The sequence below is a fragment of the Paenibacillus sp. SEL3 genome (assembly GCF_054602585.1).
Map to the genome: position 1 here is coordinate 6,509,806 of NZ_CM137725.1, position 25,196 is coordinate 6,535,001.

At 42.6% G+C, this 25,196-nt stretch carries 24 protein-coding genes and 2 pseudogenes; 10 read left to right on the top strand and 16 right to left on the bottom strand.

Translation table 11 applies throughout. The features are described 5' to 3' along the window. Window positions 1-108: 108 nt before the first annotated feature. The 4 genes from ACYCS5_RS29320 (at window position 109) to ACYCS5_RS29335 (ending at window position 4,637) form a co-directional block, all read left to right on the top strand. A complete protein-coding gene (locus ACYCS5_RS29320; protein ID WP_459760596.1) occupies window positions 109-345 on the top strand; it encodes a hypothetical protein in 237 nt (78 codons plus the stop codon). A 310-nt stretch (window positions 346-655) separates the two neighbouring features. Next, a complete protein-coding gene (locus ACYCS5_RS29325; RefSeq protein WP_459760597.1) occupies window positions 656-2,272 on the top strand; it encodes a spore germination protein in 1,617 nt (538 codons plus the stop codon). An 11-nt stretch (window positions 2,273-2,283) separates the two neighbouring features. Then, window positions 2,284-3,510: a Ger(x)C family spore germination protein gene (locus ACYCS5_RS29330; protein ID WP_459760598.1), complete on the top strand. Its 1,227-nt coding sequence runs from the start codon at window positions 2,284-2,286 to the stop codon at window positions 3,508-3,510. Between the two features lie 29 nt (window positions 3,511-3,539). Then, on the top strand, window positions 3,540-4,637 hold the full coding sequence (locus ACYCS5_RS29335) for a GerAB/ArcD/ProY family transporter (RefSeq protein WP_459760599.1): 1,098 nt from the start codon (window positions 3,540-3,542) through the stop codon (window positions 4,635-4,637). A gap of 871 nt (window positions 4,638-5,508) precedes the next feature. Here ACYCS5_RS29335 and ACYCS5_RS29340 read toward each other — a convergent pair. Next, a complete protein-coding gene (locus ACYCS5_RS29340) occupies window positions 5,509-6,261 on the bottom strand; it encodes a BclA C-terminal domain-containing protein (RefSeq protein ID WP_459760600.1) in 753 nt (250 codons plus the stop codon). A gap of 304 nt (window positions 6,262-6,565) precedes the next feature. Here ACYCS5_RS29340 and ACYCS5_RS29345 point away from each other — a divergent pair, with 304 nt between their 5' ends. Both ACYCS5_RS29345 and ACYCS5_RS29350 read left to right on the top strand, forming a co-directional pair. Beyond that, window positions 6,566-6,934, top strand: a complete 369-nt coding sequence (locus tag ACYCS5_RS29345; RefSeq protein ID WP_459760601.1) for a hypothetical protein — start codon at window positions 6,566-6,568, stop codon at window positions 6,932-6,934. Window positions 6,935-7,055: 121 nt separating this feature from the next. Further along, window positions 7,056-7,193: a DUF6199 family natural product biosynthesis protein gene (locus ACYCS5_RS29350; protein WP_459761358.1), complete on the top strand. Its 138-nt coding sequence runs from the start codon at window positions 7,056-7,058 to the stop codon at window positions 7,191-7,193. Between the two features lie 400 nt (window positions 7,194-7,593). Here the strand turns inward: ACYCS5_RS29350 and ACYCS5_RS29355 are convergent, their stop codons facing one another. The 7 genes from ACYCS5_RS29355 to ACYCS5_RS29385 form a co-directional block, all read right to left on the bottom strand. After that, the gene (locus tag ACYCS5_RS29355; protein ID WP_459760602.1) at window positions 7,594-9,051 is read right to left on the bottom strand and encodes a DEAD/DEAH box helicase family protein; all 1,458 of its coding nucleotides are present in this window, start codon (window positions 9,049-9,051) and stop codon (window positions 7,594-7,596) included. Then, window positions 8,987-10,336: a terminase small subunit gene (locus tag ACYCS5_RS29360; protein WP_459760603.1), complete on the bottom strand. Its 1,350-nt coding sequence runs from the start codon at window positions 10,334-10,336 to the stop codon at window positions 8,987-8,989. Before ACYCS5_RS29360 ends, ACYCS5_RS29355 begins: the two co-directional genes overlap by 65 nt. 683 nt (window positions 10,337-11,019) lie before the next feature. After that, complete coding sequence (locus ACYCS5_RS29365; RefSeq protein WP_459760604.1) at window positions 11,020-11,652, bottom strand: stalk domain-containing protein; 633 nt, start codon at window positions 11,650-11,652, stop codon at window positions 11,020-11,022. 304 nt (window positions 11,653-11,956) lie between these two features. Beyond that, on the bottom strand, window positions 11,957-12,208 hold the full coding sequence (locus ACYCS5_RS29370; RefSeq protein ID WP_459760605.1) for an NPCBM/NEW2 domain-containing protein: 252 nt from the start codon (window positions 12,206-12,208) through the stop codon (window positions 11,957-11,959). 125 nt (window positions 12,209-12,333) lie between these two features. After that, entirely contained in the window at window positions 12,334-12,681 is a 348-nt protein-coding gene (locus ACYCS5_RS29375; RefSeq protein WP_459760606.1) for a stalk domain-containing protein, read from the bottom strand. Window positions 12,682-12,877: 196 nt separating this feature from the next. Next, window positions 12,878-13,132 carry a hypothetical protein gene (locus ACYCS5_RS29380; RefSeq protein ID WP_459760607.1) on the bottom strand — a complete coding sequence of 85 codons (255 nt, stop codon included), beginning with the start codon at window positions 13,130-13,132 and terminating at the stop codon, window positions 12,878-12,880. A gap of 329 nt (window positions 13,133-13,461) precedes the next feature. Then, complete coding sequence (locus tag ACYCS5_RS29385; RefSeq protein ID WP_459760608.1) at window positions 13,462-13,968, bottom strand: MerR family transcriptional regulator; 507 nt, start codon at window positions 13,966-13,968, stop codon at window positions 13,462-13,464. A gap of 174 nt (window positions 13,969-14,142) precedes the next feature. Between ACYCS5_RS29385 and ACYCS5_RS29390 the strand changes: the two genes are divergently transcribed. Beyond that, entirely contained in the window at window positions 14,143-15,000 is an 858-nt protein-coding gene (locus ACYCS5_RS29390; RefSeq protein WP_165146758.1) for an SDR family NAD(P)-dependent oxidoreductase, read from the top strand. Window positions 15,001-15,197: 197 nt separating this feature from the next. On the opposite strand, the gene ACYCS5_RS29395 is transcribed toward ACYCS5_RS29390, so the two are convergent. The 3 genes from ACYCS5_RS29395 to ACYCS5_RS29405 form a co-directional block, all read right to left on the bottom strand. Then, window positions 15,198-15,827, bottom strand: a complete 630-nt coding sequence (locus ACYCS5_RS29395; RefSeq protein WP_459760609.1) for a hypothetical protein — start codon at window positions 15,825-15,827, stop codon at window positions 15,198-15,200. Between the two features lie 193 nt (window positions 15,828-16,020). Next, window positions 16,021-16,632 carry a DUF421 domain-containing protein gene (locus ACYCS5_RS29400; RefSeq protein WP_459760610.1) on the bottom strand — a complete coding sequence of 204 codons (612 nt, stop codon included), beginning with the start codon at window positions 16,630-16,632 and terminating at the stop codon, window positions 16,021-16,023. 199 nt (window positions 16,633-16,831) lie between these two features. After that, window positions 16,832-16,978 carry a hypothetical protein gene (locus ACYCS5_RS29405; protein WP_459760611.1) on the bottom strand — a complete coding sequence of 49 codons (147 nt, stop codon included), beginning with the start codon at window positions 16,976-16,978 and terminating at the stop codon, window positions 16,832-16,834. 613 nt (window positions 16,979-17,591) lie between these two features. Here ACYCS5_RS29405 and ACYCS5_RS29410 point away from each other — a divergent pair. From ACYCS5_RS29410 to ACYCS5_RS29420, 3 genes and pseudogenes are all read left to right on the top strand, one after another. Then, complete coding sequence (locus ACYCS5_RS29410; protein WP_202984580.1) at window positions 17,592-17,741, top strand: hypothetical protein; 150 nt, start codon at window positions 17,592-17,594, stop codon at window positions 17,739-17,741. A gap of 118 nt (window positions 17,742-17,859) precedes the next feature. Further along, a complete protein-coding gene (locus ACYCS5_RS29415) occupies window positions 17,860-18,150 on the top strand; it encodes an ImmA/IrrE family metallo-endopeptidase (protein WP_445671530.1) in 291 nt (96 codons plus the stop codon). Window positions 18,151-18,228: 78 nt separating this feature from the next. Next, window positions 18,229-19,394 (top strand): annotated as a pseudogene (locus tag ACYCS5_RS29420) (tyrosine-type recombinase/integrase). A 66-nt stretch (window positions 19,395-19,460) separates the two neighbouring features. Here the strand turns inward: ACYCS5_RS29420 and glnA are convergent. The 5 genes and pseudogenes from glnA to ACYCS5_RS29445 all read right to left on the bottom strand — a co-directional run bounded on the left by glnA (window position 19,461) and on the right by ACYCS5_RS29445 (window position 25,150). Then, window positions 19,461-20,789 carry a type I glutamate--ammonia ligase gene (gene glnA / locus ACYCS5_RS29425; protein ID WP_013310575.1) on the bottom strand — a complete coding sequence of 443 codons (1,329 nt, stop codon included), beginning with the start codon at window positions 20,787-20,789 and terminating at the stop codon, window positions 19,461-19,463. 116 nt (window positions 20,790-20,905) lie between these two features. Next, on the bottom strand, window positions 20,906-21,319 hold the full coding sequence (locus ACYCS5_RS29430; protein WP_007430683.1) for a MerR family transcriptional regulator: 414 nt from the start codon (window positions 21,317-21,319) through the stop codon (window positions 20,906-20,908). Window positions 21,320-21,402: 83 nt separating this feature from the next. Further along, window positions 21,403-22,655: pseudogene (locus ACYCS5_RS29435) on the bottom strand (methionine gamma-lyase family protein). A 111-nt stretch (window positions 22,656-22,766) separates the two neighbouring features. Then, on the bottom strand, window positions 22,767-24,053 hold the full coding sequence (gene hflX, locus ACYCS5_RS29440) for a GTPase HflX (RefSeq protein ID WP_029517891.1): 1,287 nt from the start codon (window positions 24,051-24,053) through the stop codon (window positions 22,767-22,769). 113 nt (window positions 24,054-24,166) lie between these two features. After that, the gene (locus ACYCS5_RS29445) at window positions 24,167-25,150 is read right to left on the bottom strand and encodes an AAA family ATPase (protein ID WP_039271232.1); all 984 of its coding nucleotides are present in this window, start codon (window positions 25,148-25,150) and stop codon (window positions 24,167-24,169) included. Window positions 25,151-25,196 lie beyond the last annotated feature (46 nt).

The following is a 25,196-nucleotide window of genomic DNA, read 5'->3' on the forward strand; positions in this document are numbered from 1 at the left end:
ATTGATGTGACCCCTGTCAAGTGGACAGCTATCAAAAAGCAATATTTAAGTGCTCTGCCTCCCTCACGGTAGCCAACGAAAAATGACATCTGGCAAGAATGTCTTTAAATGGTGATTTCCGGAGGACTTTTTTGTGCTTTAAATAACTTCGCAAGTGCTCCTCTTATGAGCCAGATGCTTCATTTGATTTTAATTCATTCTTTGCAACATGTATTAGAGCAGCCAACGATGGGAAAATCCACTTTTCCCGATGCCAGAGCATTTGCGCAGAAAATGATATATCCGGTAAATCCTATGGTAAAGCAACCAAATTTGTTCTCTGTGAAAGTCATCAACAATCAATGAGGAACGAGATGCCAGCAGATGATCTGGAGATACCACCATTCGAAATGACTCATCTTTCAAAAACTCTGAATGAAAGCCTTTGGCTACAACGAATTCATCCAATACAAAAACGACATCCGCAAGCCCTTCTCGTAGACTGTATCTATGCCGGCCAACATTTTTTGCCGTATGCCACTAACAGGGCTTCTACTATTTTAAACATAGTTGCAATGAATTGATATGCAAGCATCTTTTGGAAGGCCCGTACATATAAATCGTGGAATAGCAACATATTACAGTTAACCGCTATCTAGAAGGGAACTGTATTGCTATGGTTGACAAGTTAAAAAAATGGCTGTTTAAGCAGCCTTCACGATCCAAAAATGGCACGAGCTCTGAACCAGTTAATGATGAAAAGTCGACTGAGTTATCCAAGGAGCTGAGTGGCACGCTTAAGGACAACGTGACCTTGCTGAAGCAGGAAATAGGACATAGCACGGATTTCATTCTTCGTTGTTTGAACGATAAACAGGGCAATCCGGTTCTCGCTGTAGGTTTTCTTCAAGGCCTGATTGATCAGCAAATTTTAACGACACTGCTGGAGGAACTTACTGGAGGCATTCGAAATGGGGATCTCTCCGATCGTAATGTTGAAAGTTGGTTGATGGATCGTATTCCTATTGGGGGCATCACTTGCCTTAAAAATGAGAAAGCACTTATCCATGCCGTTCTTTATGGACAGGTGGTTCTCCTTGTCGAAGGCAGCACCAAGGCCTTTGCTGCTTCTATCAGCGGGGGGGCTAAAAGAGCTGTTGAGGAGCCAACATCGCAGACAGTAATTCGCGGTCCTAAAGAAGGGTTTACCGAGGATATTTCCACTAATATCGCACTCCTCCGGAGAAGGATCAAATCAACTGAACTCCACTTTGATTCTCGAATTATCGGATCATACACGCAAACGAAGGTATCGGTAGCATATGTTCGAGGCATTGCAGATCCAGAGGTGGTTAAGGAAATCTCCAGACGATTAGATTCCATTAACACTGATAGTATTCTCGAAAGTGGATATATCGAGGAATTTATTCAAGATGGGGTATGGACACCCTTTCCAACGATGGTTAACACCGAGCGGCCGGATACTGTAGCAGGCAGCTTGCTTGAAGGGTTAGTAGCGATATTGGTTGATGGGACTCCATTTGTACTGATTGCTCCCGTAACCTTTTTTCGTTTCATCGCATCCAGTGAGGACTACTACCAACGTTATGATCTAGCATCTTTTCTTCGGATCGTTCGGATGGCATCCTTTTTCTTGGCATTGCTTTTACCCGCGTTCTTTATTGCAACAACTACGTTTCACCAGGAAATGCTGCCCACAACAATGCTCATCACTTTGGCTGCACAGAGAGAGAATACACCTTTGCCAGCCCTGCTTGAAGCAATGCTAATGGAGCTGACCTTTGAGGTTATTCGCGAAGCAGGAGTACGAATGCCACGCGCCGTAGGGCCTGCAATCTCTATCGTTGGGGCATTGGTTCTTGGACAAGCTGCTGTACAGGCAGGATTGGTTTCTGCAGCTATGGTCATTGTGGTATCATTCACAGCTATCTGCAACTTTGTACTACCTGCGATTAATATGGCGGGGGCTGTTCGTTTGCTCAGGTTTGGACTCATGCTGTTAGCGGGTTTATTTGGATTATACGGCGTTTTGGCGGGCTTCGTTCCCATTCTCGTTCGATTAGTATCTGTGAATTCGTTCGGCGTTCCTTATATGATGCCGCTCGCACCTTTCTATACGAGCAATATGAAAGACCTGTTTGTGCGTGTACCTTGGTGGAAGATGAAGAAACGGCCGAAAATGATTGGGGATGTCAATCCAGTAAGACAGGCAACGGAACAGGAATCATTTGCAGAACAGGCGGGGGAACACGGCCGAGATCCTATGGCGTAAGGAGGACCGATATGTCCCAATTAGGAAGGTTTTTTATGATCTTGGTTGTGTTATTCAGTTTGGTGGGTTGCTGGAACCGAGTCGAACTGAATGAGCTGTGGGTAACTGCGGCTACAGGAGTAGATATGATGGACGATGGACAGTGGATGGTGTCCTATCAGATTATTGTTCCCTCCGCCCTTGCAAGTGGTACCGGAGGAGGAACCGGAGGGTCTTCCCAACCGGCATCCCATGTACTCTCTGTAAAGTCCAAAACCTATAACCAAGCGTTATCGTACAGTAACTTAAAAACATCAAGACAAATTTACGTAGCACATAATCGTGTTGTATTTATCGGTAAAAGAGCAGCTGAGAAGGGAATGGACCGTTTAATCGATTTTTATCTTCGTAATACGGAAGCAAGGGAGATGGTAACTATGATTGTAACGGACGGACTAGCATCCGATCTATTAAAGAAATTATTGCCGCCTGAAAAACTTCAAGGCGCCGCCATGGCTGAATTGGTCGACAAAGAGAGCGATATTTTATCGTTGTTTCCAAAAGTTAGGGTTTATGATTTCGTATTAAGCATGAACTCGGATTCCAAATCTATTGGAGTACCGGTCGCCGAGTTGACCGGAGAAAGGGACTATCAGGATGAGAAGGAAGCAGAGAGTCTGGATGTCTTCAAAAAAACCTCGGTCCCACTCAAGCTGGCATTGACTAAATTGGCGGTATTCCAAAAAGGAAAGCTCAAAGGGTTTCTCAACAAGGCAGAGAGTCTGGGTGTATCTTATCTGTCTCAAAAGGTTAAAAACACCGAAATTTCGTTCCCATGCAGCGAACAGCCCGGTAGGGATATGTACTCTTCCCTACTAGTAAACTCAGCTAATGTAAAGCTTACACCCAGAAAAACCAGTTCTCATTACACTATGCAGGTTAGAGTGAAAATTAACGGGACTTTAAATGAAACTACATGCACTAAGGATATTTCCAAGACGAAGACCATACATGATCTGGAAGAAGAGATTGCCAAAGAAGTGACCAGTACGATAAATGAGGGCTGGGCTAAACTTCAGGAACTTGGTGTAGACGCAACTGGTTTTGCTGACCGGATTCACCGGAGGTTCCCAAGGGAGTGGGAGACGGTGAAAAAAAACTGGGAGCAGGAATTCAAGAAGATAGAACTGGACATTCGAGTGGATGCACGGATTCAGCGTCCTGGCCTCCTACAGAAGCATATCGGAAGTCAAACCTAACCCATCTTGTATAAAGGGGCTTAAAAAGTATGAATAAAACCGTCACCAGGGTATCCGGGTTAGCTATCGCTTTTTCCTTGTTTCAGGTTGGCAGTACAACCTTATTTCTCTTGGGAGCTACAGCCAAACAGGATGCATGGCTTGCCATGCTGATCGGTGCACTTGTAGGCTTCGTCTTGCTAATCATGTATTTATACATGCATAAGATTGACCCACACCGGGACTTATATGAGCTCCTATGCCATTATTGGGGAAAATGGATAGGTAGTCTGGGAGGACTTTTGTTCATCGGTTACTTTGCTTATGAAGCTTCCAGGAGTGTCAGGGACATTGGTGAGCTCGGCGCTTTGACATTGCTGAACAGAACCCCTACTGAAGTCATTACGTTTATAGCGTTAGCTGTCTGTGCTGATGTGGTTTGGTTTGGACCGAGAGTCTGGTTCCTTCTATGTCATTTATTTCTGCTTCTGTTGGCGTTTGGTTACGGCATTCTACTCGTGCTTACTCCTTTTACAGGACTCATTCACTTTGAATTTTTATTTCCTGTATTGGAGAACGGTTTAACTCCCGTATTGAAGGCTGCCATTCCCGAGATCGTGTCTTTTCCCTTCGGGCAGACGGTTCTTTTTCTTGTGCTATTCAAAATCGTCACGGATAAACGTAAATTAAAGCGGTCGATCATCATTGTTTACTGGCTCACTGCTGTGTTCCTTATCGTTATGAATGAACTATCAGTCCTGGTTCTAGGTCCAGAATGGGCGGCATCAAGCACCTATCCCTTGTTTGAGGTTACTCAACTAATTCAGCTTCCAAAGATCGTTGAGAGAGCTGATGTCCTGTTTACGATGATTCTATTTATTGGAATCGGAGTCAAAACGGCGGGTTTTATGTTTGGTGCCGTCATAGGGCTTCAAACGATAACCCCCTTTAGATATAAGCCTGCGTTACTGTTGCTAAGCGTCATCATATATGCTCTTACGTTTCTCTCCCCTAGGTTAACCGAATTTTTGTGGTTTGGTCTTCATGTAGCCTTGGTTCGAGTCTGGCCTATCTTTCAGATTGCTCTGCCTGTCCTCCTTTTCCTGACCATGCTAATTCGGAAGAAAAAGAGAAGGACTTATAGTTAGCTATAGCCTTCTCAACACTGTCTAATTTCTTCTTTGTCTTAGCCACATTGGATTCTCTAATGACTAATGTTGAAGAACTTACTGATGTTTTCGACAATTTGTCAGCAATCTTTAGCTTCATGATTCAATTGCCTTTGCTGTTTTACTATGCTATGCCTTTACGCTTATCACTATGGCATTTTCAGAAAGAGAATTTCCATTTACCTTGAAGATGTCTTGGTTTATCTCACCTATGGGTCATATCCCTTAGAGCCCCAAGGGGTTTCACTATTTAGTAAAGCACAGATATTGATCACGTTCCCACTGGTGAACTTGTGTGCGATACAGATACAAGCAGTTCCAGCAAATCTTTATTAGTGTGATTCAGGTCAATTATTTACGCCCGCTGATGCTTTTTTGACAGCCAGTTAAAAATTCCCTACTCATTGGTGTTACTTGGAACTGTCGCCCTACCGATGCCGGATGGACTGCATTTGCAAAACTTCTATAAATACAGAACTACGTCTAACTTATCCAGATTTACTATTGATTTTCGAGCGAATAAACTTCTTTTTTTAATGTCACAACAAAAAGAAGGTTGGAAAAGTTTCCCAACCTTCTTAGCATTCATATTTCTATGTTTGAATAATATCATTGTTTTTTACAATTTTACTGCATATTTACCATTTTAACTTTAAAGATAGGCTTTGAAGTAGTGATAGTGTTTAATGGGTCTTATTCCTGCCACTACGTCCTCTTGCCATGCTACACAATCCCTCCCCCATAAATACGTCTGCTTACTATAAGTGAATTAGACAAACTGACGATATGAAATCGTACAGTCTTTTCTAAAGCGGCTACATATAATGTTCTATATATCATTAAAAATGGCTTAAACGGTCAACTTTAATATAGTAAGAGTAGTATTGGTAAAGTTATGAAGTTGGGCTGGGGTTGCATTTGCATTTACCAATTGAATAGTTGTAGGAACGACCCCTACAGTAATAATGACTTCTGCCGAAATTGGTCCGCCACCGTTACCCGTGAAGGGAACAGGGGTAACAGGGGTTCCATTTACGGTAAGGTTAAAGTCAGCATTGCCTTGGTTATGAATTGTAAAATCTATTAGATAGCTCCCCGTTTCGTTGATTGTTATCGTTGTAGATGGAGGAGTGAAAGTAAAAGCACCACCAACATTAGCCAAAACTCCAGTAAAGGTAATTGGTGAGTTACCTGGAACTGTGTCCGTTCCCGTACCAGGATCTGCTCGGAAAACACTTAAGAAGTCTGATATCCCGCCGCCTGCTGGCCCTGCTGCCCCCGTTGCTCCTGCTGGTCCTACCGCTCCTGCCGGTCCCACTGGTCCTGCTGGCCCAACTGCGCCTGCGGGTCCCACTGGTCCTGCTGCTCCTGCGGGTCCTGTTGGTCCGGGAATTCCTTGAAAACCTTGTAGCCCTTGCTGGCCTTGAGCACCTGGAACTCCCTGTGGACCCGGCAGTCCCTGCGCTCCCTGCGGTCCCTGAGGTCCTTGAGGTCCTCGGATCCCTTTAACAATAACTTTCGGTAAAACTTTGACCTTTTTAACTACACATCTTCTAAATTTTCTCCGATGCATTTTCTTTTGCCAATAATAATGTCTAAACATAATTAATGATCACCTCCAAAGTCTAGTCAAAGTAGCTTATTGTGCAATTAACCAAAAAGATTGGGCTGTTGACTTGATCTTGGGAAAATAGGCATAGGTCTGACCCTATCGTGTTAGATTATTACAGCTTATTCTTCTAAAGCTTAATAGCCCTACTATCAACCGATCCAGCCCCTGCACTGTATGTATCTTTCTATTTCCAGCTTGCAAATTCTTTACCCAAAAAAGGAGATGAGATAATGACTAGATTGTTAGATGCTCGAACATCTCAAAAGCAAGTTACGGCAATACGATCTCAATTCCCTTGCCAGCCAATACTCCTGTTGCCATCGCAGAGCTTGGCTTAGACGTGACGGGCGCTGGGGAAAATATGCGTGTACAATTATCAGGGATTGCTGAGCTTTCATTTCCCACTACTCCACCTTTTGACTCCGTTATTGCTATTTCTATTGTTAGAGGCACTCTCGACTCTCCTGTTGCTTACGCCTTTTACTCTGTTAGTGTCTCCGAAGCAAACCCAAACGCTGTACAGGTCGTTACCATTAATGCATCCGATTACAATGTCCCTCTACCACCATCAAATGAATTGGCGTATACCTTATATTTATTTTGCACAGCGGATGCCACCCGAATAGGAATAGAAAGTTTTAATGCGGTTGCCTATTCAGATTAACATTACACCATCATATGGAGGGCAAAGCCCTCTTTTTTCCATCTGTCCTTGAGGGACGACACTTTCCATCTGTCGTTCTTTTTTGGTATAGTTTACTTAAGGAGTTGATCAAATGGGATCCATGCTTATTTTTATTGCGATTATTTTTTTCTCACTTGGTATTTTAAGTAAACGAAACCCCACTTGGGGATGGCGTGCAAACGAAGCCTGGAAGATCAAAGGTGACTCAGAACCAAGCGACGGTTACCACGTTTCGTAAGAAATCCAGATTCGCTCTATGCAAGTAAACCCAGCAGCGTTGCTAGTAAAAAATCGTTTCTTAGTTGACCCGATGGAAAGTGCTATCACTAAGGTCCATCCCCCGTTGCCGATATAATCAAATTCCTCAGGTAGATACGTTGGATAATTTCCCTCTGCTGGCTATTCAACAGGTCCATCGCTTCAGTCAGGCCTGCATCCATCTTACGTTACCTGGCTTCTGAATCACATTCAAAATTCAATTTGTTCAGTTTGTTTATTAATTTCATTATTTAGATCCATACTCACTTGGACTGTTCCCTGCGTCACGCTTACCTCACGCTAGAAAAATACGATTTGCCGATACTGCCCAGCTATATCCTGATAAACTTCCATTACAAGGTGTGTCACTTAACATTTTATTATCTTTTTACTGCCACACTGCCTATTGAAGGAAACATAATATGTGTGTCTGGTTCCATCAAATATTCTCCAAATGTCAAAACAAAAGCGTCAACTCGGTCTGGTGACTTGAGCCCACGCTTTTTCATATCCTTCTTACTTTCAAGCAGCATTTTACCCTTGCTGGTCATGTTCCATTTACGTGCTGTAAGTTGGGTTATTAGTACATCATCATCAGGCAATTGCAGAACGCTTGGATCTCCATTCATAAAGTTGCTCATATTTTGTTCTAATTGTTCCTTAATGGATGCCCACATTTCAGTAACTAGGTTTCCATAGTGTTCATCTAATGAAGAGGAACCGTTGTTAATTGGTATGATTTCATATGGTAGTCCTTCTTCAGCTACGATTTCATTTAGTCGATCCGTTACTCCTCCACCTACACCACTATCATCAACTCTTATTCTGATTCGGTTTAAATATGGGTGAGCTTCATTTAGTTCTTTAGCTAGGCTGATCACCCAACCAGCAGTTACCATTGTGTCTTTCTTGAAATGATGGTGTTCTCCTACAACTCTTGGCCCTATACCAGCAAACATTGAGGTTTCATCATCACCAAATCGTGCAACGTCAACACCTATGGTTAGCATATCTCCGCTGGGTTCCAGCTTCACTTCTTTAGCTGCAAATTCAGCCACTTCCAACGAAATAAATGTATCCGATTCTCCACGGGGGAATTCACCTTCAACCCGGACTCTCCATACATCACTGCCTTCGCCATACTTCCGCTTGAGCATAGTGATATTATCCTTGCTAGTTCTCGGACTGTCCAAACATGAAACCTTGCGTGTTTTATAATCCGCTCTGTCCTTATTGTGTGAATCATAAAAAACACCCGACGTTTTTGTCGGGTTGCCACACATTAATATTTTATTGAATTCACCCGACAACGTACCTAAAATAGCTTCCATGATTGGATCAGCAACACCCGATGCCTCATCCACAATAAATAGCATGTAGTCCTCATGAAAGCCTTGCATATTTTCAGGCTTGGTTGCTGTCCGAGCTGTAGCGAACCAGCGTTCCTCATAGTTCTTCATGTATATTTTAGTCTTTGTCCACTTAAGGACTCGTTTCAGCACCGGACTTTTAGATTGCCATTTATTAATCTCTGCCCATAACACGTCATGTAGCTGCTGCCTTGTAGGAGCTGTACAAATTACCTTTGGATATGGGAAACAGGACAGAAACCATAATGCTGTTGCCGCTTCTAATCCCGTTTTCCCTACGCCCTGACCTGAACGTACTGAAACGCGCGGACTATTTGCTAAATCCATTAGAGTGCTTGCCTGCCAATCGTCAGGAAAGAATTTAAGCATCTCTTGGCAGAACAATGTGGGATTCTTACGATACTCAGGAATCCGTTTCTTGAATGCTTGAAGCCTCCGTTTCGTCTCCGGTGAGTCCTTCGTCTTCATTACCTACCACCGCCTCTACCCAGTCATCAATTAAATCGTCTTCTGAATTTCCTTCTCCCGTGACTTTTGCCCTTTCAAGCTCAAGTTTCTCACGCTGCATCTTAAGTTTTTCGTCTTCAACCATTCGTTTATGCTTATCTGGCAACAAATCCATATATTTAGTCAGCACGTCCAATGCCTTGGTTTTGTCGTGTAGCTTTACACTCACTCCGTCCTTACCCTGCTTGACTTCTGAAACCAGAGTTCCGTCAATTTCATCGCTGTTTTTAAAAGAGACATAATTATATCTGTACTTCTTCGTTTCCCCAGTGTCTGGATCAACTACGGGGTCTCCTTCTAAGCCAAGAACATCCTCTTCCCTCTGACCGAATTCTACGTAGTCCGTTATGTCTGCAAAAGCTATCTTCATGTACTCCATCAGTACGCGCTGAGCATTCAATCCTACTTCATCAATCATAGATTCCTTGTGCTGTCGAATAATGTTTTGAATTTCAACTTTCTTCAACAGAGCGAATCCAATCTGATAGGCAGTTTTCTTACTGTATCCTGCCGCAATCGCTGACCTGGTAGCATTGAAGTCTCGAAGGTATTCATAAGTGAATATCCTTTGCTTAGGCGTTAATCCGTCCTCATCGGGAATTTCCGTTTCAGGTTCTTCAACAGTCGCTGGAACACTCTGTACTTTTTCGGAACGTTCCATATTACCGGAGCGTTCCGGTATTTTTTTCGGAACGTTCCGTATTTCTGGAGCAGTGACTTTTAGCTCTTTAGAGAGCGCATCAACTGTAAGCGGGGTAGCATATACCTCTCTTGGCTTATCACCTTGATATGTACCAATGAATTTACGCCGCTCCATTTCATCAATCAGTCGGGCCGCTCTGGTATAACCTATCCTCATTCTTCTCTGCAATAAAGAAACCGAGGCTTGTTTGGCCTCGCCTACAATTTGGACGGCTTTTAGAAAAAGATCATCAGGATATTCTATTAGGTCTTCATCCTCATTTGGAGCTTCTTTTTTATGAAGCGCTCCATTTTCATTGGAACGTTCCGTATGTTCCGCTTCTCCAGCAAGTAAACTCTCCCACTTATCTTTAGCCTTCCATCCTCTTACCGTACCTTCAGATACACTAAGTTGAGAGGCTATATCTGTGAGACGTATATTTCCGGAACTTGTTTTGTATAAATCGAATGCTTCATCCCGTTTTGGATCTCTTTTTCGTCCCATAATCTTATTATTCACCCCTTTTGATAATGTATCTGAATCTAAGGAAAAGTTTCCTGACATACAAAAGAAGCCGCCTATTGGCGACTTCGACTTAACTGATACCCCACCATATTCGACTGCTAATATAAATCGCAGCTACTGAACCGATCACTACAGCAACTATTAAAAGAATCCTATATATTTCTCTTGTTAGACCCCTCGGTATGAATGTACACAAAATTTCACCTAGAATATAAATTACTACCGCTGTAATCGCTCCAATAATGAACGGGCCTGCATTGTCCCATATTCCTGTCCAAGTCATCATTTTATCCCTCCTGTTCTTTATTTCGTCAGGAGAGTAATAATTCATTAGTTGGTTATTAATTCAATAAAAAAGCCGCCCATTGGCGACCCGTATCTCTAAACATATCATTAGTAAAATTATCGACTGCACTTGATCTGCAAAAGTCTTTGTATCTTGCTTGACTTCTATCCAATCATTCATAAAGTTCCCTTAATTAATAATTTCTTCTGTACCATTATGCGTAATTTTAATCCCCGCATAAGCCGCAGGACTCCATTCATCGTAAATAACCGAAACAATCGGCAAGTCCATCAAAAATTACTCAACGTGATAACCAACTTAGCTTCATATCCCCCCTCTTTCTATTTGTCACCAATTATTTGGTGAACTTCTCAGGAGTAACAATAAACCATCCTGCATCGGGTGGCTTAAAAAAACTTTATATGACTGATCGTTACTATTTAATAGTAGGGTTAATAAAATCTATGACGCCATATCCGTCTCCTGTTATTTCAATGACAAGTTTTTGAACCCCTGTTAAATTAACAGCTATGTTTTCTTGAACACTTCCTCCGCCCAATGAAACTTGTTTTAGAACATCCCCATTTTCATTTTTAAAAGAGATATTCCTTAGCATTCCAGATTTTCTTAGTTCCTTATTATCATCTATACCCAAAGATAATTTTAACTCAGAATATTGATTGTTTAATGCATAATTTAGCTTAATATAATCAATTCCTCTTCCGTAATAATAAGTGCTATTTATTTTAAAACCCAAAGACCCGTACGATTTCCCGTTTATCACCATGCTTTCGTTACTACTAAGAGAAGGCTTATTCGAATAAGAAAGGTGGGAGTCTAAAAAGTCAGGAGTCCCTAAAGATTTGCCCTCGCCTTTTTCTCCTATTATTACACTTCTAGTATTTGAATCCCATGTAGTTTGAATCCCTACAAGGTCACCAACAACGGATAAAGGAACATACGTATTCCCATTTGCAATAAAAGGTTTTGCACTCCCAGTAGGAGTTTTGTCGATGCCATTCTGTATTAATTTAATCCCGTAGCTGACCTCTAGTTTTACCGTATTCATAGGCAACCCCTCCTGTTAGGAGCGTGGCACAAGCAAGGCCCAACACAAAGCCTTTAATTTCTTTTTTCAAAAGAATTTCCTCTTATTTTAAAAAACATCGGATAATAGTACCTTTTTCCAGATCGAATTATAGAAGAAAAGACTCATTTAATCCAGTATTTATTTTCCAGAAATTATTTTCTATCATAGATTTACAAAAGCTTTTTAACTTGCCGCAGTCATTCATGACAAATAGACCCGTGTATCCTACTTAGCTGTCACATATAAATAAAGCCGCTTTTCAGCGGCTTTATTTAATAATTTATTATTGCGTCAACATAGGATCAAAGAAACCGACCTGAACTGATCCGCTACCTTTTCTCTCAATCTTAATTTTCAACTTTAGTGCATTACTAACATCTAAGTTTAAGTCTTCTGGGAGATTACCTGGAGTGATTTCTTTAGAATAAATCTCTTTTCCATCAGCAGATATCGTTACTTGTGCAACACCGCCTTTATCTTTAAATTCATCTGTTACCCCAAGTTTTGCTTTGAACATTTTCATTTTCCCATTCAAAGGGTACTCCACATACTGCCAGGAATTTTCCTCAAGAGAATATGAGTACAATGTCATGAGCAAATAACTTGAATGTTCATTACCTACATTATCGGTAACTTTTTTACTACTCTTGTATTGAGCATCTAAAGAAGTTGTAGAGTCTCCATATTGTTATACTTTATATCTTTATCTAAATACAGCGTTTTGCTTTCTCCTGTTTCCCCACCAATATAAATAGTTTTAGAGATTCCATCCCATTTTGCACTTTGACCAAGAGCATTTGAAATGAAACCTAAAGGAACATAAGTTGTCCCGTTATACACGAATGGTCTACTGTCATCAGTTTTCATTTTTGAAACATTATTAATCTTAATATCTTTGACATTGTAGAAGACCTCAATCATTGATCCACTAGCAGCAAAAGCTGTAACACCAGTCATTAATGATCCTGCCACAAGTCCTAATACAAGCCCTTTTAATTTGTCTTTCATCTAAATATCCCGTCCCTTATACAGTGAGTTAGACCTAGTCTTAAAGTCATAATATAGGTTTCTCTTCCTCTCTGTACAGGAATTTTTTAACATCATTTTCTAATAACCCTTCACAGTAGGCGAATGACACACAGCGGAATCGAACCACTATAATCCTCTATGTGTCGTATATCCCGGACTAAGCCGGGAAAAGGTGTTACTTAAGTTGATCAGCAAGCTGCTTGAGTACGTTTGGTACCGCAATACTCTGGCCTCTAGCTTTGTTGCCTTTGATGTAGGCTGTACCTTCATTGGGATAATAGATTACACCTTCACCACCAATGATCGGGAAGCCGCTTTCGTCGTAAGCCAGATTTGTGCCTACATACTTGCCATGCTTGGCTGCTTCGCTTTCCAACGGATGAAGATGTAAAATACCTGCGTTGTCCAAGTAAGCATAACTTTGTGCCATATTTATTGCCTCCTAGAATGGATTTAATTTGTTCCTGAATAAAGTGTAAATCCTTTCTACTCCGTACCTACTACGGATTTGCTAGTTCCTACTATCAGCAGAAAATAAAGTAGTAGACTGAGCCTAGAAATTGAAACAGCGACAACCAAGGACGAAAAAAAGTCCTAGACTGTCGCTGTTCCATTGAACTAACGTACCCGATAGCTTAACGGTTTGCGGTAGGAAGTAGGCGCCTCGCATCGAAAACTAGAACACTTTCAAACAGACATTTTCACTAACGTTTTCCAGTGGTGCCAAGCCTCGTTGGTACTCCCTTAGGTATTGCGTGCTTATCTTACGGAAATCGGTGACTTACCCCCATTAGCCGATGCGGAAAAATAACTCATCTCAACAGGTGAGACGGGCTTCGCTTTCGGTTCTCCCATCATTTTCTCTGACATGCCGTCCTGAAATTCTTCCGAGCAGTCCCCTCGGTATCTCCCCTCCTCCAATTTCATGTCGATAAAATCGACGACTTGCTGCAGAGAGGCGATTTGGCTGACCATATTCTCCCGGTGGCTCCTTAAGTGTTTCACCAGTTCGGGATATTCCGCGGGATCTGCATCAGCGGAGACCGCCAAAAAAGGCCGCATTTCTTCCAGTGGCATACCCGTTTTTTTCAGGCAAGATATCAGCCGGATCGTATTGATATCCTCCTTCCGGTAGATGCGGTGCCCGTTATCCTTCCGGTCTGCCCGAGGCAGTAAAGCGATCTTTTCGTAATAACGGATCGTATCTTCAGAAATTCCGGTTTGCTTAGCGGTTTGCTTTATCGTAAAAATGTGCTCTTCCTTCATCCTGTCCCCTCCCAGAGATTTTTTTATGTGCATTATACATCTTGGTGCTGGCTCTAAGTCAAGTCCTTATCCTTAGGACAAAACATCTGTTTTCCCAGCTTGACTTGGAGCCGACTCTAAGTTATAGAATGTGCAATATCAGTGGAAATACCCGATATCAGGAGGAGACGTGCAATGAACAAGAGACAACATGAGAATATCGCATTAATTACAGGCGCAAGCGCTGGAATCGGGTTGGAATTAGCCCGGAAATTGTTGTCGGAGGACTGGCAGGTGGTTGCTTTAAACCGTTCCGACTTTCCGCCGGACGATATGAGAATCCAAAAAGCAGTCAAGAGTGGATGGCTTCGAATTTATAAAACGGCCGATCTTGCCGATTATGCCAGCTTGAGACGGACTTTGGAAGAAATCAAAAGCAAGGAGCAGCGGATCGATATTTTGTTCAACAACGCCGGCGGGTCCTTTCCCGAGCTGAGCTATTCGAAACAAGGACGCGAAATGCATTATGAACTGTTGACGATCGTTCCATATATCATTCTGATGGAATTGAAGGGACTTATAAAAAGCGGTCACTTTAAAACGGTAATCAATACCTCTTCTTCAGCGCTAAATTTCACGAAAAAGTTTAATATCGAAATCCTCGAGCGCCCCAAAATCTTCCGCAAGCTACTTGGTCCTTACGCTACCTCAAAGCTAGCGCTTTCACTGTGGACTCAGGCCATCGCGCTGCAGCTTTCCAAGGACGACATCAAGATCCGCAGTGTTGACCCGGGTAGCAACAATACGCTAAGAAAAGGGAAAAATTCCGGACTTCCCATATTGGTTAAAACGTTGATGAAGCTGTTTTTCTCTCCGCCTACTCACGGCGCCAACAAGCTGTATGAGGGTGCTCTCGGGGAACACCGTAATGAGACCGGCGTCTTTTTACTGAAAGGTCAGGTTGCGGAATTAAAATTTAAAGATCAAGCGCGGAACGTTTTGGAAAGGATTAATACGATTTACGAACACGAATTTTTACAACGTAATTGTTAACCTTACGGCTGTATTAACCTGCTGCCCGTTACTTCAAAAAAAAGGAGCAGCTGCCGGCCCCGCGGTAAACTGCTCCCTTACTTTGAACTAACGTACCCGTTAGCTTAATGAAGCATTGTCAAGAAAATAACTTTATTTTCCAGTCTAGAACTCTAGACACCTACAATAAAGACCGCAAAGGCTTAAGCCCTTACGGTCTAATTTACTTCTGGCATCCTCAGTCCAATTTCACCCTCTTTGTTTCGCCCCCGACCATAGTCGATGGTGACAAAATCCAATGTACGGTTTGTTTTTAGGCTGTTTGCTATGTTGACAATAACCCTACGCCGTTTATCTGCAAATGTAGTTGCTGAGATAGGAGGAATGTCCTTGCGATAACCTTTTTCCAAATATTGTTGAGCTTTGAGATATTTCATACCATCCATAAATAACAGCTTTGCTATCAATCCCTCGTGCTTATCACGCATATTATTTATTGCAAACTTAATGTTATTCGTAAGGAATTGATAGAATTTATAGTTCACATGTCGCTGGTCTTTGAGTAGCACGGCATTTGCTGTCACATCTGCTGTCAATTCTTGTCCCGTAACTCGTTTAGCAACCGATCCCTCTGCCGAAAGCAAATCATATGCAGCCATGCCGTTTTCCAATTGTAGAAGTGAGTATTCATAGTTTTTGATTACATCAATTAAGTCAGTATATTTGTCTAGCAGCCACTTTGTTTTTCTAATATCATCCTGTTCGATATCGTCGAAAAAGTTTACCTGAATAATTTTGTTATTGTCTTCAATTTCACCTTTTGTTTGTAGTATTTCATTACGTATCATCACAAAATCACTCCAATAGGATTAAAAACAATAGAAAAATTTTAACCAATATAATTTATTGCTTCATTCAGCAGGGACACCCGGGACATTATTCTCTATGTTCTCTACTGTAAGACTGGACAGGCACCGTGCGGACGCGGCACAGACGTAAACCGTTATGATTTTCTTCTTGTTTGGAGGAGGCTGTAAAGTTTTACTGTAATTCCTCAGGTGGGCGAGAATCATGCCCTCCTTTAATTACTTCGGTAAACAGATTATTAGTGTCTTCCTTCTGACCTTTCTCTATAACACCATCACCGTGCTCCCACTTTGTTTCGATAAGATTGATAAGTTTCTGAATATCTGCTTTAGTCGCTGGCTGTTTTTCTGCATTCAGTTGATACCCAAGCTGTCCACTAACTTCTAGTGTCGCCCACTCTACATCTGTGATATTGGCTATACCAGCTTGTCTAAGTCTTTGCTCCAGTTTATCAACTGATAATTTAACTTTCTTCATATTTTCCAGTATTAACTGTCCGTCTTGAATTACTGCTACCGCTTTACCAGTAACTAATGTTTCAAAAGCATCAAATTTAATTTGCGTATACTCTGTCACGATTAATAGCAAAGTTAATAATGCAGCTGCTCCAAACGTTACCCAGAGACCTTTCCCAGTTACAGGCTGAATGAGTAATGTTCCAATTGCAATCATCATTACAGTTACTGGTATTGACATTTGTGAAATGGACCTGCGTCCAGTTATACGTAAGAGAAGAACGCCTACAATAAAGATTAAAATTGTCTGCCATATCCATTCGTATTCCAAACCTGAAGACTCCTTTTTCATAAAATCATGTTTCCAGATTTATCTTTACCGAAATGGAGAAAAAATATCCTCAGTTTGGCTTTAAACATACACAATTTAGCCCAATCGTAATTGTCCATAGCTGTTTTCTTCCACTCATTATGAGAGTTCTCAAGTTGCTCATAAGTCATTTTCGGATACTTCTGTGGTAGTTTATCTGTCATTGTTGTTCCTCACCGCGCTTTACCAGTTCCAAAAGCTCTCTAAGCTCATTCGTTCCAAATACGTTTCCAAATTCACTCATTTCCGTTTCCCCTTCTTCCAGATCATGAATAAACGATTCTAGCACGCTGATCACCTGTGGCATCTATATATCCTCCCTTAGTGGGTGTAGGTCCTACACCCTGTATTGGTTTAATCCTCAAGTAAATTTATAAATCTAAGCCCCAAAATCAGGTCATTATGGTTAACACTAGTTTCAACGGAAGTCCATTCAGTGCTATAACCATGAGCCATCAATATAGACTGGATTTCCGCTATAAGTCCTCCTTGTTTATCTTGTGAGTTTGACATATCTATCATCCTTCCTTAGGCTTAATCCTTACTATCCAAATGCCTGAAATAATCAGGGTAGCTTTTGAATTTACCGTTCTTTATCAAATCATCTATTGCATCCCACCGCTCTTGCGTCAGGGTTATTGTAACGGATTTCTTGAGTCCAAGAGATTTGCGCCCTGCTCCTTTTCGGGCGCCACCTCTTTTTTCAACCTTTGCATCCTCCGCCTCGCGCCTTTTGTTGAATCCTATTGGATCAGCGCGAAAAACAGCGTAGTCTTTAAAAAACTTATCTTTTTGGCTTATTAAGTTGGAATACTTTGAACGAAGCGAATTAATCTTTACATCTTTATTTTTTACTTGGTAGAGACGAAAGCATTATTCCAGCATGGGCATCTTCCAAAGACAAAAGAGATTTTAAAACAATGCTGGAGGAAGATAGACCTGTAATGTTTGATGGAGTGCCAATCTCGGATGATGACAAAGAGAAAATAAAACGAGTCATGGAGGCCATGTTCTGGGACGCTAAGAAGAAAAACAAAGAAACCTACGGCCGAAAAAAGACAGAGGACTGACGTATGGACAAAACCATACAGACTCATTCGACGCCACAAAACTAACTGCCCTTTTGAGATAGCAGATAGGATGAATATACAGATATGGCATTGTGATTTAGGGGATAGCACACGCGGCATGTATTACCGTAAGCTGCGCAGGCGCTTTATAGTAATTCATTCGAAGTTGAGTGAACCTTGGCAGAAATTCATCTGCGCACATGAACTTGTCCATGATCGACTTCATCCAGGTATCAGCCGATTCTTTCTGGACGAACGGTCGTTTTCCAATGCCGGAAAATACGAGAGGCAAGCAAAACAATTTGCTGTCAAGTTACTCACGGCTACGTCCTCACCAGATCCGGGCGAGACTATAGAGCAATTCTTACGCAGATGCTCTATCCCACCTGAACTACATACATTCTTATGATAACTTGCGCTTATACCGCTGCGAGGCGGTTTTATATACACAAAAATAGGAACACACGTTCTTATTAGAGATATAAAGATGGCTAATTACAAGAAGCTGAAAAGTGGATGGAGATATCGGTTAAAATACACCGACCCTTTCACACAGCAGCAACGAGAAAAACTCAGCTAAACCTGAAGCGGAATTAGCGGCAGCTGATTTTCTAAAGAAGCTTAATCAAGGTTATGAACAAACCGATGTTGCTCTGACAGATTATATACGTAATTGGATTGATAACTATAAGAAAGGAGTTGTAAGAAAAAATACTATTAAACAGCACGAGAACAGCCTGAATACACACATTAAGCCTTATTTCAAACAACTAATGCTAAAGGACTTGAAACCGGATATGTACCAAAAGTTTCTAGACTCATGTCTCGAAAAAGGGCCAGAGCAGAAGATCTGTTGAAATTATTAATTCAACGGTATACGGGGCGATGGAACACGCATTGATACAAGGCAAATTAGAGCGCAACCCTTGTAAGGGATCAGTCATCAAAGGAAATAAGAAAAAGAACTCTATTGAGTTCATTGATTCAGGGGACATCCCTAAGTTCCTGCACGCCGCTAGGGGGTACGGATACGTGCACTGGATTTTTTATAAGACGCTTATTGAGACGGGGATGCGAAAAGGAGAAGCCGCAGCATTAAGATGGTCTGACATTAATTTTGATGAGAAGACAATCCATATTGACGAGACTCTCGATTTTCAACCGGATAGTGAAGATGAAATGTTTGGCGATACCAAAATGTTCAGATCAACTCGCACAATTACTATCAGTAGTACACTTGTTAACGATCTTAGGTATCACCAGGAGTGGCAGCAGCAAAACAAAGCCAATCTAGGTGAAGCTATGTACCGGCATGATCTGAATCTGGTCCTTTGCCGCAATGATGGAAGTCCTATGCCCAAGTCAACGCTGTTTAACTCATTCCAGCGTATTTTGAAGCGGGCAGAACTGCATGACGATTTACGCATCCACTCACTCCGCCACACTTATACTGTACTTATGCTTGAAGCTGGTGCAGACATTAAGTTTGTTCAGGAGCAACTGGGTCACGGCAGCGTACAAATTACATCCGATGTGTATGCACACATCTCTAAAAAGTTGGAAAAGCGCAGCATGGATAAATATGAGCAATACACAGCGTCTATTCTCGGTTCAGAGTTGGGGGATAAAAGGGGGACGCCTCAGAAGAATTAACACTCACTTCTAAAACGTCCCCCGAATTAACACTCCAAAATCCCTGTCACTACAGCATCTTGCATTTTAGTAAAGCGTCAGATATTGATCACGTTCCCATTGATGTACTTGGGTGCGATACATATCCCATTCAATTTCCTTAAGCTCATAGAAGTAGGCCAATGCATGGTCACCCAGTGCGTCAGAGATAACTTCGCTACGAATAAGTTCAGACAAAGCTTCTTTCAAGTCTGCAGGCAGACTTGGAATGCCTTCTTCAATCCGCTCTTCCTCAGACATCACGTAAATGTTACGATCAATCGGAGCTGGGAGAGCCAACTGACGTTTGATCCCATCCAAACCAGCTCTCAGCATCACTGCCAAGGCTAAATAAGGATTCGCCGCCGGGTCAGGGTTACGAACTTCGACGCGAGTGCTCAGACCACGAGACGCAGGAATCCGAATCATTGGACTGCGATTGCTTGCAGACCAAGCCACATAACAAGGCGCTTCATAACCAGGTACGAGACGTTTGTAGGAATTTACTGTTGGATTCGTGATCGCTGCCATTGCACGTGCATGTTTCAGAATACCAGCCATATAGTGGCGGGCCGTCTGGCTTAATCCGAGTTCGTCCGTTTCATCATAAAATACGTTTTCATTGTCCTTAAACAACGATTGATTGCAGTGCATACCAGAGCCATTTACACCAAACAAAGGTTTTGGCATAAAGGTAGCATGCAAACCATGCTGACGAGCAATCGTCTTAACAACGAGCTTGAACGTTTGAATCTGGTCCGCAGCTTTAATCGCGTCTGCATATTTAAAGTCAATCTCATGCTGACCAGGTGCAACTTCATGATGGGATGCTTCAATTTCGAAGCCCATCTCTTCAAGCTTAAGTACAATTTCACGACGGCAGTTTTCACCCAGATCCATCGGAGCCAGGTCAAAATACCCGCCCTGGTCATTCAGTTCTGTAGTCGGCTCGCCTTTTTCATCCGTTTTGAACAAAAAGAATTCAGGCTCGGGTCCGACATTCATCGAAGTGTATCCCAGCTCTTCGGCTTCCTTAAGTACACGTTTCAAGATGCCCCGTGGGTCACCTGCAAATGGGACTCCATCCGGCTTGTAAATATCGCAGATCAAACGAGCTACACGATCTGAGGTTACCCAAGGGAATACCACCCAAGTGTCCAAATCCGGATATAAATACATATCAGATTCTTCAATACGCACATAACCTTCTATAGAAGATCCGTCAAACATCATTTTATTATCCAATGCCTTTTCCAATTGACTAACCGGAATTTCAACGTTCTTAATAGTACCCAGCAAATCTGTGAATTGCAAACGAATAAAACGAACATTTTCCTCTTTCGCAATCCGAAGGATATCTTCTCTGCTATAACTCACTCTAACCTCTCCCTTTCTGTAATGACTATATACGAATCAGTTGTTCTATAAATTACTTAAATGATGAGACCAGGTTTTAAAGTAAGGCAACCTTATACAAGAGGTAAGTCAAGACATTATCTCTTATTGAAGAACCGTGATAATTCACCTTGGATCAGGGATACCTGTCCTGGTCTTTTGCCTGCAACAAGTTGTTGTTTCAGCAAGCGGTGAAGCTGAGTATCAGACATTTCACGGCGTTTAACTTCCGTATCTGCAGTAATAACCGTAGCTTCCTCCGATTCCTTGGTAACCGGATTCATGACTTGTTTAATTCCCGCAATGTTAACACCTTTCTCGATCAACGCCTTAATTTCAAGCAGACGCTCTACGTCATTAAAAGAAAAAAGACGTTGGTTTCCCGATGTACGGGCAGGAACTATCAAGTTATGCTGTTCATAATAACGAATCTGACGCGCTGACAAGTCCGTTAGCTTCATGACAATACCTATTGGAAATAAGGCCATATTTCTGCGAATTTCGTCGCCCATTTGTCATCAACCTTCCAGTGATCTATTATACACCTTATTGTACATTTAGCTGATGCAAAGTGTCAATGACATGTTAGAAAAACTCACAGTAATTTACGTTCTTTCATCGTTTGCAGAGCCATAAGCACTCCAAATTTAACATGAGAGTAGGTTAACCCCCCTGCATGTAACCAATATAAGGCTCACGAATAGGAGCATCTGCGGATAGTTCCAAACTTCCCCCTTGTATGAACGTACCTGCAGCCATGATAACTGGATGCTCATAACCCGGCATATCCCACGGCTCCGGCACCACATGGCTATCCACAGCAGCCGCACGCTGAATGCCCTGTACAAAAGCAATTAGATGCTCTGGTCCACTAAAAGAAATAGCCTGAATCAAATCCGTACGCTCTTCATGCCAGGCAGGTTTGGTCTCAAATCCCATCTCTTCAAAGACCGCAGCTGCGAATACGCTCCCTTTAACCGCTTGCCCAACCAGTGTTGGAGCAAGGAATAGTCCCTGAAATATGCCTCGTGTAGTACCTAGCATGGCTCCTACTTCTCCACCAATTCCAGGTGCAGTTAATCGGTAGGATGCCAGTTCTACATACTTTTGTTTGCCGCAGATATATCCACCCGTTTCTGCAATGCCACCACCGGGATTTTTAATCAACGAACCTGCCATCAAATCGACACCGACTTGAGTAGGTTCCAGCTTCTCGGTAAATTCACCGTAGCAATTGTCAACAAAGACAATGACGTCAGGTTTTATTTCCTTCACACGTGCTGTCATTTCTTCAATATCTGCTACACTAAACGAAGCTCTCCAATCATAACCGCGTGAACGCTGAATACCGATCACTTTGGTATTGGCATGGATCGCAGACTCCACCGCTTCCCAGTCCACTTTACCTTCCGCTGTTAGTGCGGTTTCTCCATAAGTAACGCCAAAATCCTGTAATGATCCTGTTCCGTCGCCGGGCTTACCAATCACTTTGTGCAGTGTATCATAAGGCCTCCCAGTAATGTATAACAGTTCATCCCCTGGACGTAGCACACCAAATAAAGCAGTGGCAATTGTATGAGTACCCGAAGCAAAATGCGGACGCACCAACGCTGCCTCCGCACCGAACACTTCCGCATAGACTTCTTCCAGCACCTCACGTCCCCGGTCATTGTAAGCATATCCCGTCGAACCCGCAAAGTGGAAATCGCTCACTTGCTTCCGCTGGAATGCCTGAATTACCTTCCACTGATTTGAATCTACAATATGATCTATGTGCTGTATACGTTCTTGTATTTTATGTTCTGCCGTTTCCTGAATTTGCTGTATTTCTGGACTAAAAACTACCATTTACTTTCTTGACCCTCTCTCTTACGCAGCCTTAGGCTATTCATGTTATATTATTGTTCACTTTGAACGATGAGCATTATCATTTTATTGACCCAAAAACATCATTAGATGTTAACCTTCTGTGAACTCGCTGAGCGCATGACCATACTTTTCGTACTCGCCTCTTTGAATTTCAACTTCATAAATGACATCATTGCCATCATACTCTGTCAGTAGTACATCTCCAATTCGATAAAGCACCGATGTTAAATCTCCACGTTCCGCAGGAATACGAAATCTCAGCGTATCACCACTCAGATGCTCTTGAATCAGTTCGCGAATGCCCAGCAAATCCCCTTCATCAAAAGCGCTGATTTTCAAATAACCCTCCCCGGAAGGAAGCATTTCGAGTTGCTCAGGAGTACAGGCATCTTTTTTGTTAAATAATACGATCTGAGGCTTGTCCGCAGCCCCTAGCTGCTGCAAGATCGTCTCTACAACTTTCATCTGTTCGTCTCGCATATCCGAAGACGCATCCACGACATGCAAAATGAGATGTGCCTCATTCGCCTCCTCCAAAGTAGCCCGGAAGGAAGCCACCAAATCATGAGGAAGATTTTGAATAAAACCGACCGTATCCGTAAGAATAACTTCTTTTCCACTCGGAAGTTCCATTGTTCTGGAGGTAGGATCCAGCGTCGCAAACAGTTGGTTCTCAATATATACATCGGCTGCTGTCAGTTGCTTCAACAGCGTCGATTTGCCCGCATTGGTATAGCCAACAAGTGCAACCTGAACAATACCGCTCTTTTGTCTGCGCTCCCTGTGCAAATACCGGTGACGGGTCACTTCCTCCAATTGGCGTTTCAGATCACTGATTCGGTCACGGATATGACGACGGTCTGTCTCCAGCTTGCTTTCACCAGGACCACGTGTTCCGATTCCGCCGCCAAGACGCGAGAGGTTTTTGCCATGTCCAGACAAACGGGGGAGTAAATATGACAACTGCGCCAGTTCAACCTGAATAATACCTTCCCGGGTTTTTGCACGTTGAGCAAAAATGTCCAGAATCAACTGTGTACGGTCAATAATTTTGAGATCCAGACTTTCTTCCAGATTCCGTACTTGGGCCCCCGAGAGCTCCTGATCAAAAATAGCTGTATTCGCTCCCAATTCTTCAGCAACTGCACGCAATTCCTCTACTTTTCCTTTACCAATAAACCATTTTGAGTCCTTGGCTTCCTTATTCTGTGTCAGGACGCTCAGTACCTCAACTCCCGCTGTCTCAGCCAGTTTCACCAGCTCATCCAACGAGTATTCCGTATTAATACCAGATCGTTTGACTTCATCCGTAATCAGACTGACCAGAACCGCCTTGTCCTGCATTTCGGTTTGTGTATCATGAGTGGAGTTCGCCATATTGTTTGCTCCTTTATTTTCATGTCAACTCTCGAACAGAGACCGACCTGATGTTCAGGTCGGCCCCCGTTCCATGTCATACCATTCGATGTGATTCAGATTCCTATTATCGCCTATCTTTTGTCCATTTTCAAATCCTCTGGACGCAGCGTCATCAATTCCTGTTTGCCGGGTTGCCCGCTCCTGTACTGATTAAGCAACCTGACAGCTTGGTGCCGAATCGCTTTTTCAATCACATTACGAACATAGCGTGCATTACTAAATGCATGAAGACTGTCATTACGCTCGTTTAGCAAATGCTCCTTCATTTTAATTATGGACTGAGGCATGAGAATATAATCCCGCTCCTTGGCCATCATCTCGGAAATTTGGATGAGCTGATCCACAGTATAATCAGGAAAATCCAACTGAATTGGAAAGCGAGAAGGAAGACCAGGATTCGTTCGTAAAAAAAAGTCCATTTCCCCCGAGTATCCAGCGAGAATCAAAATAAATTGATTTTTTTGATCTTCCATGGACTTTACCAAGGTATCAATCGCTTCTTTTCCAAAATCCTTTTCCCCTCCGCGTGCCAAACTGTAAGCCTCATCAATGAACAACACGCCGCCAAGAGATTTCTTTACCAGATCTCGCGTTTTTTGCGCCGTGTGGCCAATATACTCACCGACCAGATCAGCCCTCTCCACCTCAATCAGATGACCTTTGCTCAGTACCCCCATTTTTTGCAGCATTTTAGCGATAATGCGGGCCACTGTCGTTTTCCCTGTACCTGGATTTCCTTTAAAAATCATGTGATACACGTGGGCATTGCTCAACAGTCCTGCATCCGTGCGCATATGGGCGATCTGCAAAAAGGCATATACCTCAAATACCAGGTCTTTGATGTTATCCAAGCCGACGAGATGATCGAGTTCTTTCTGAATTTCCTGATAAAGACTGAGATACTGCGGTAGCGCCTGTGACTTGGTTGAAGCCACTACTTCCGTCTCGTCCACAGTCACCGAAGCTATCGGCTCCGGGCTACGCAGCACGACATTAATTTGTCTGGAAGGTCTCTCCTCCGACCGCTTGCCCGCGGCGATTCCCCGTCCGTTCATGCATCCATCACCTCAACATTTCTTCAGGCACAGCTTACCCTATTAA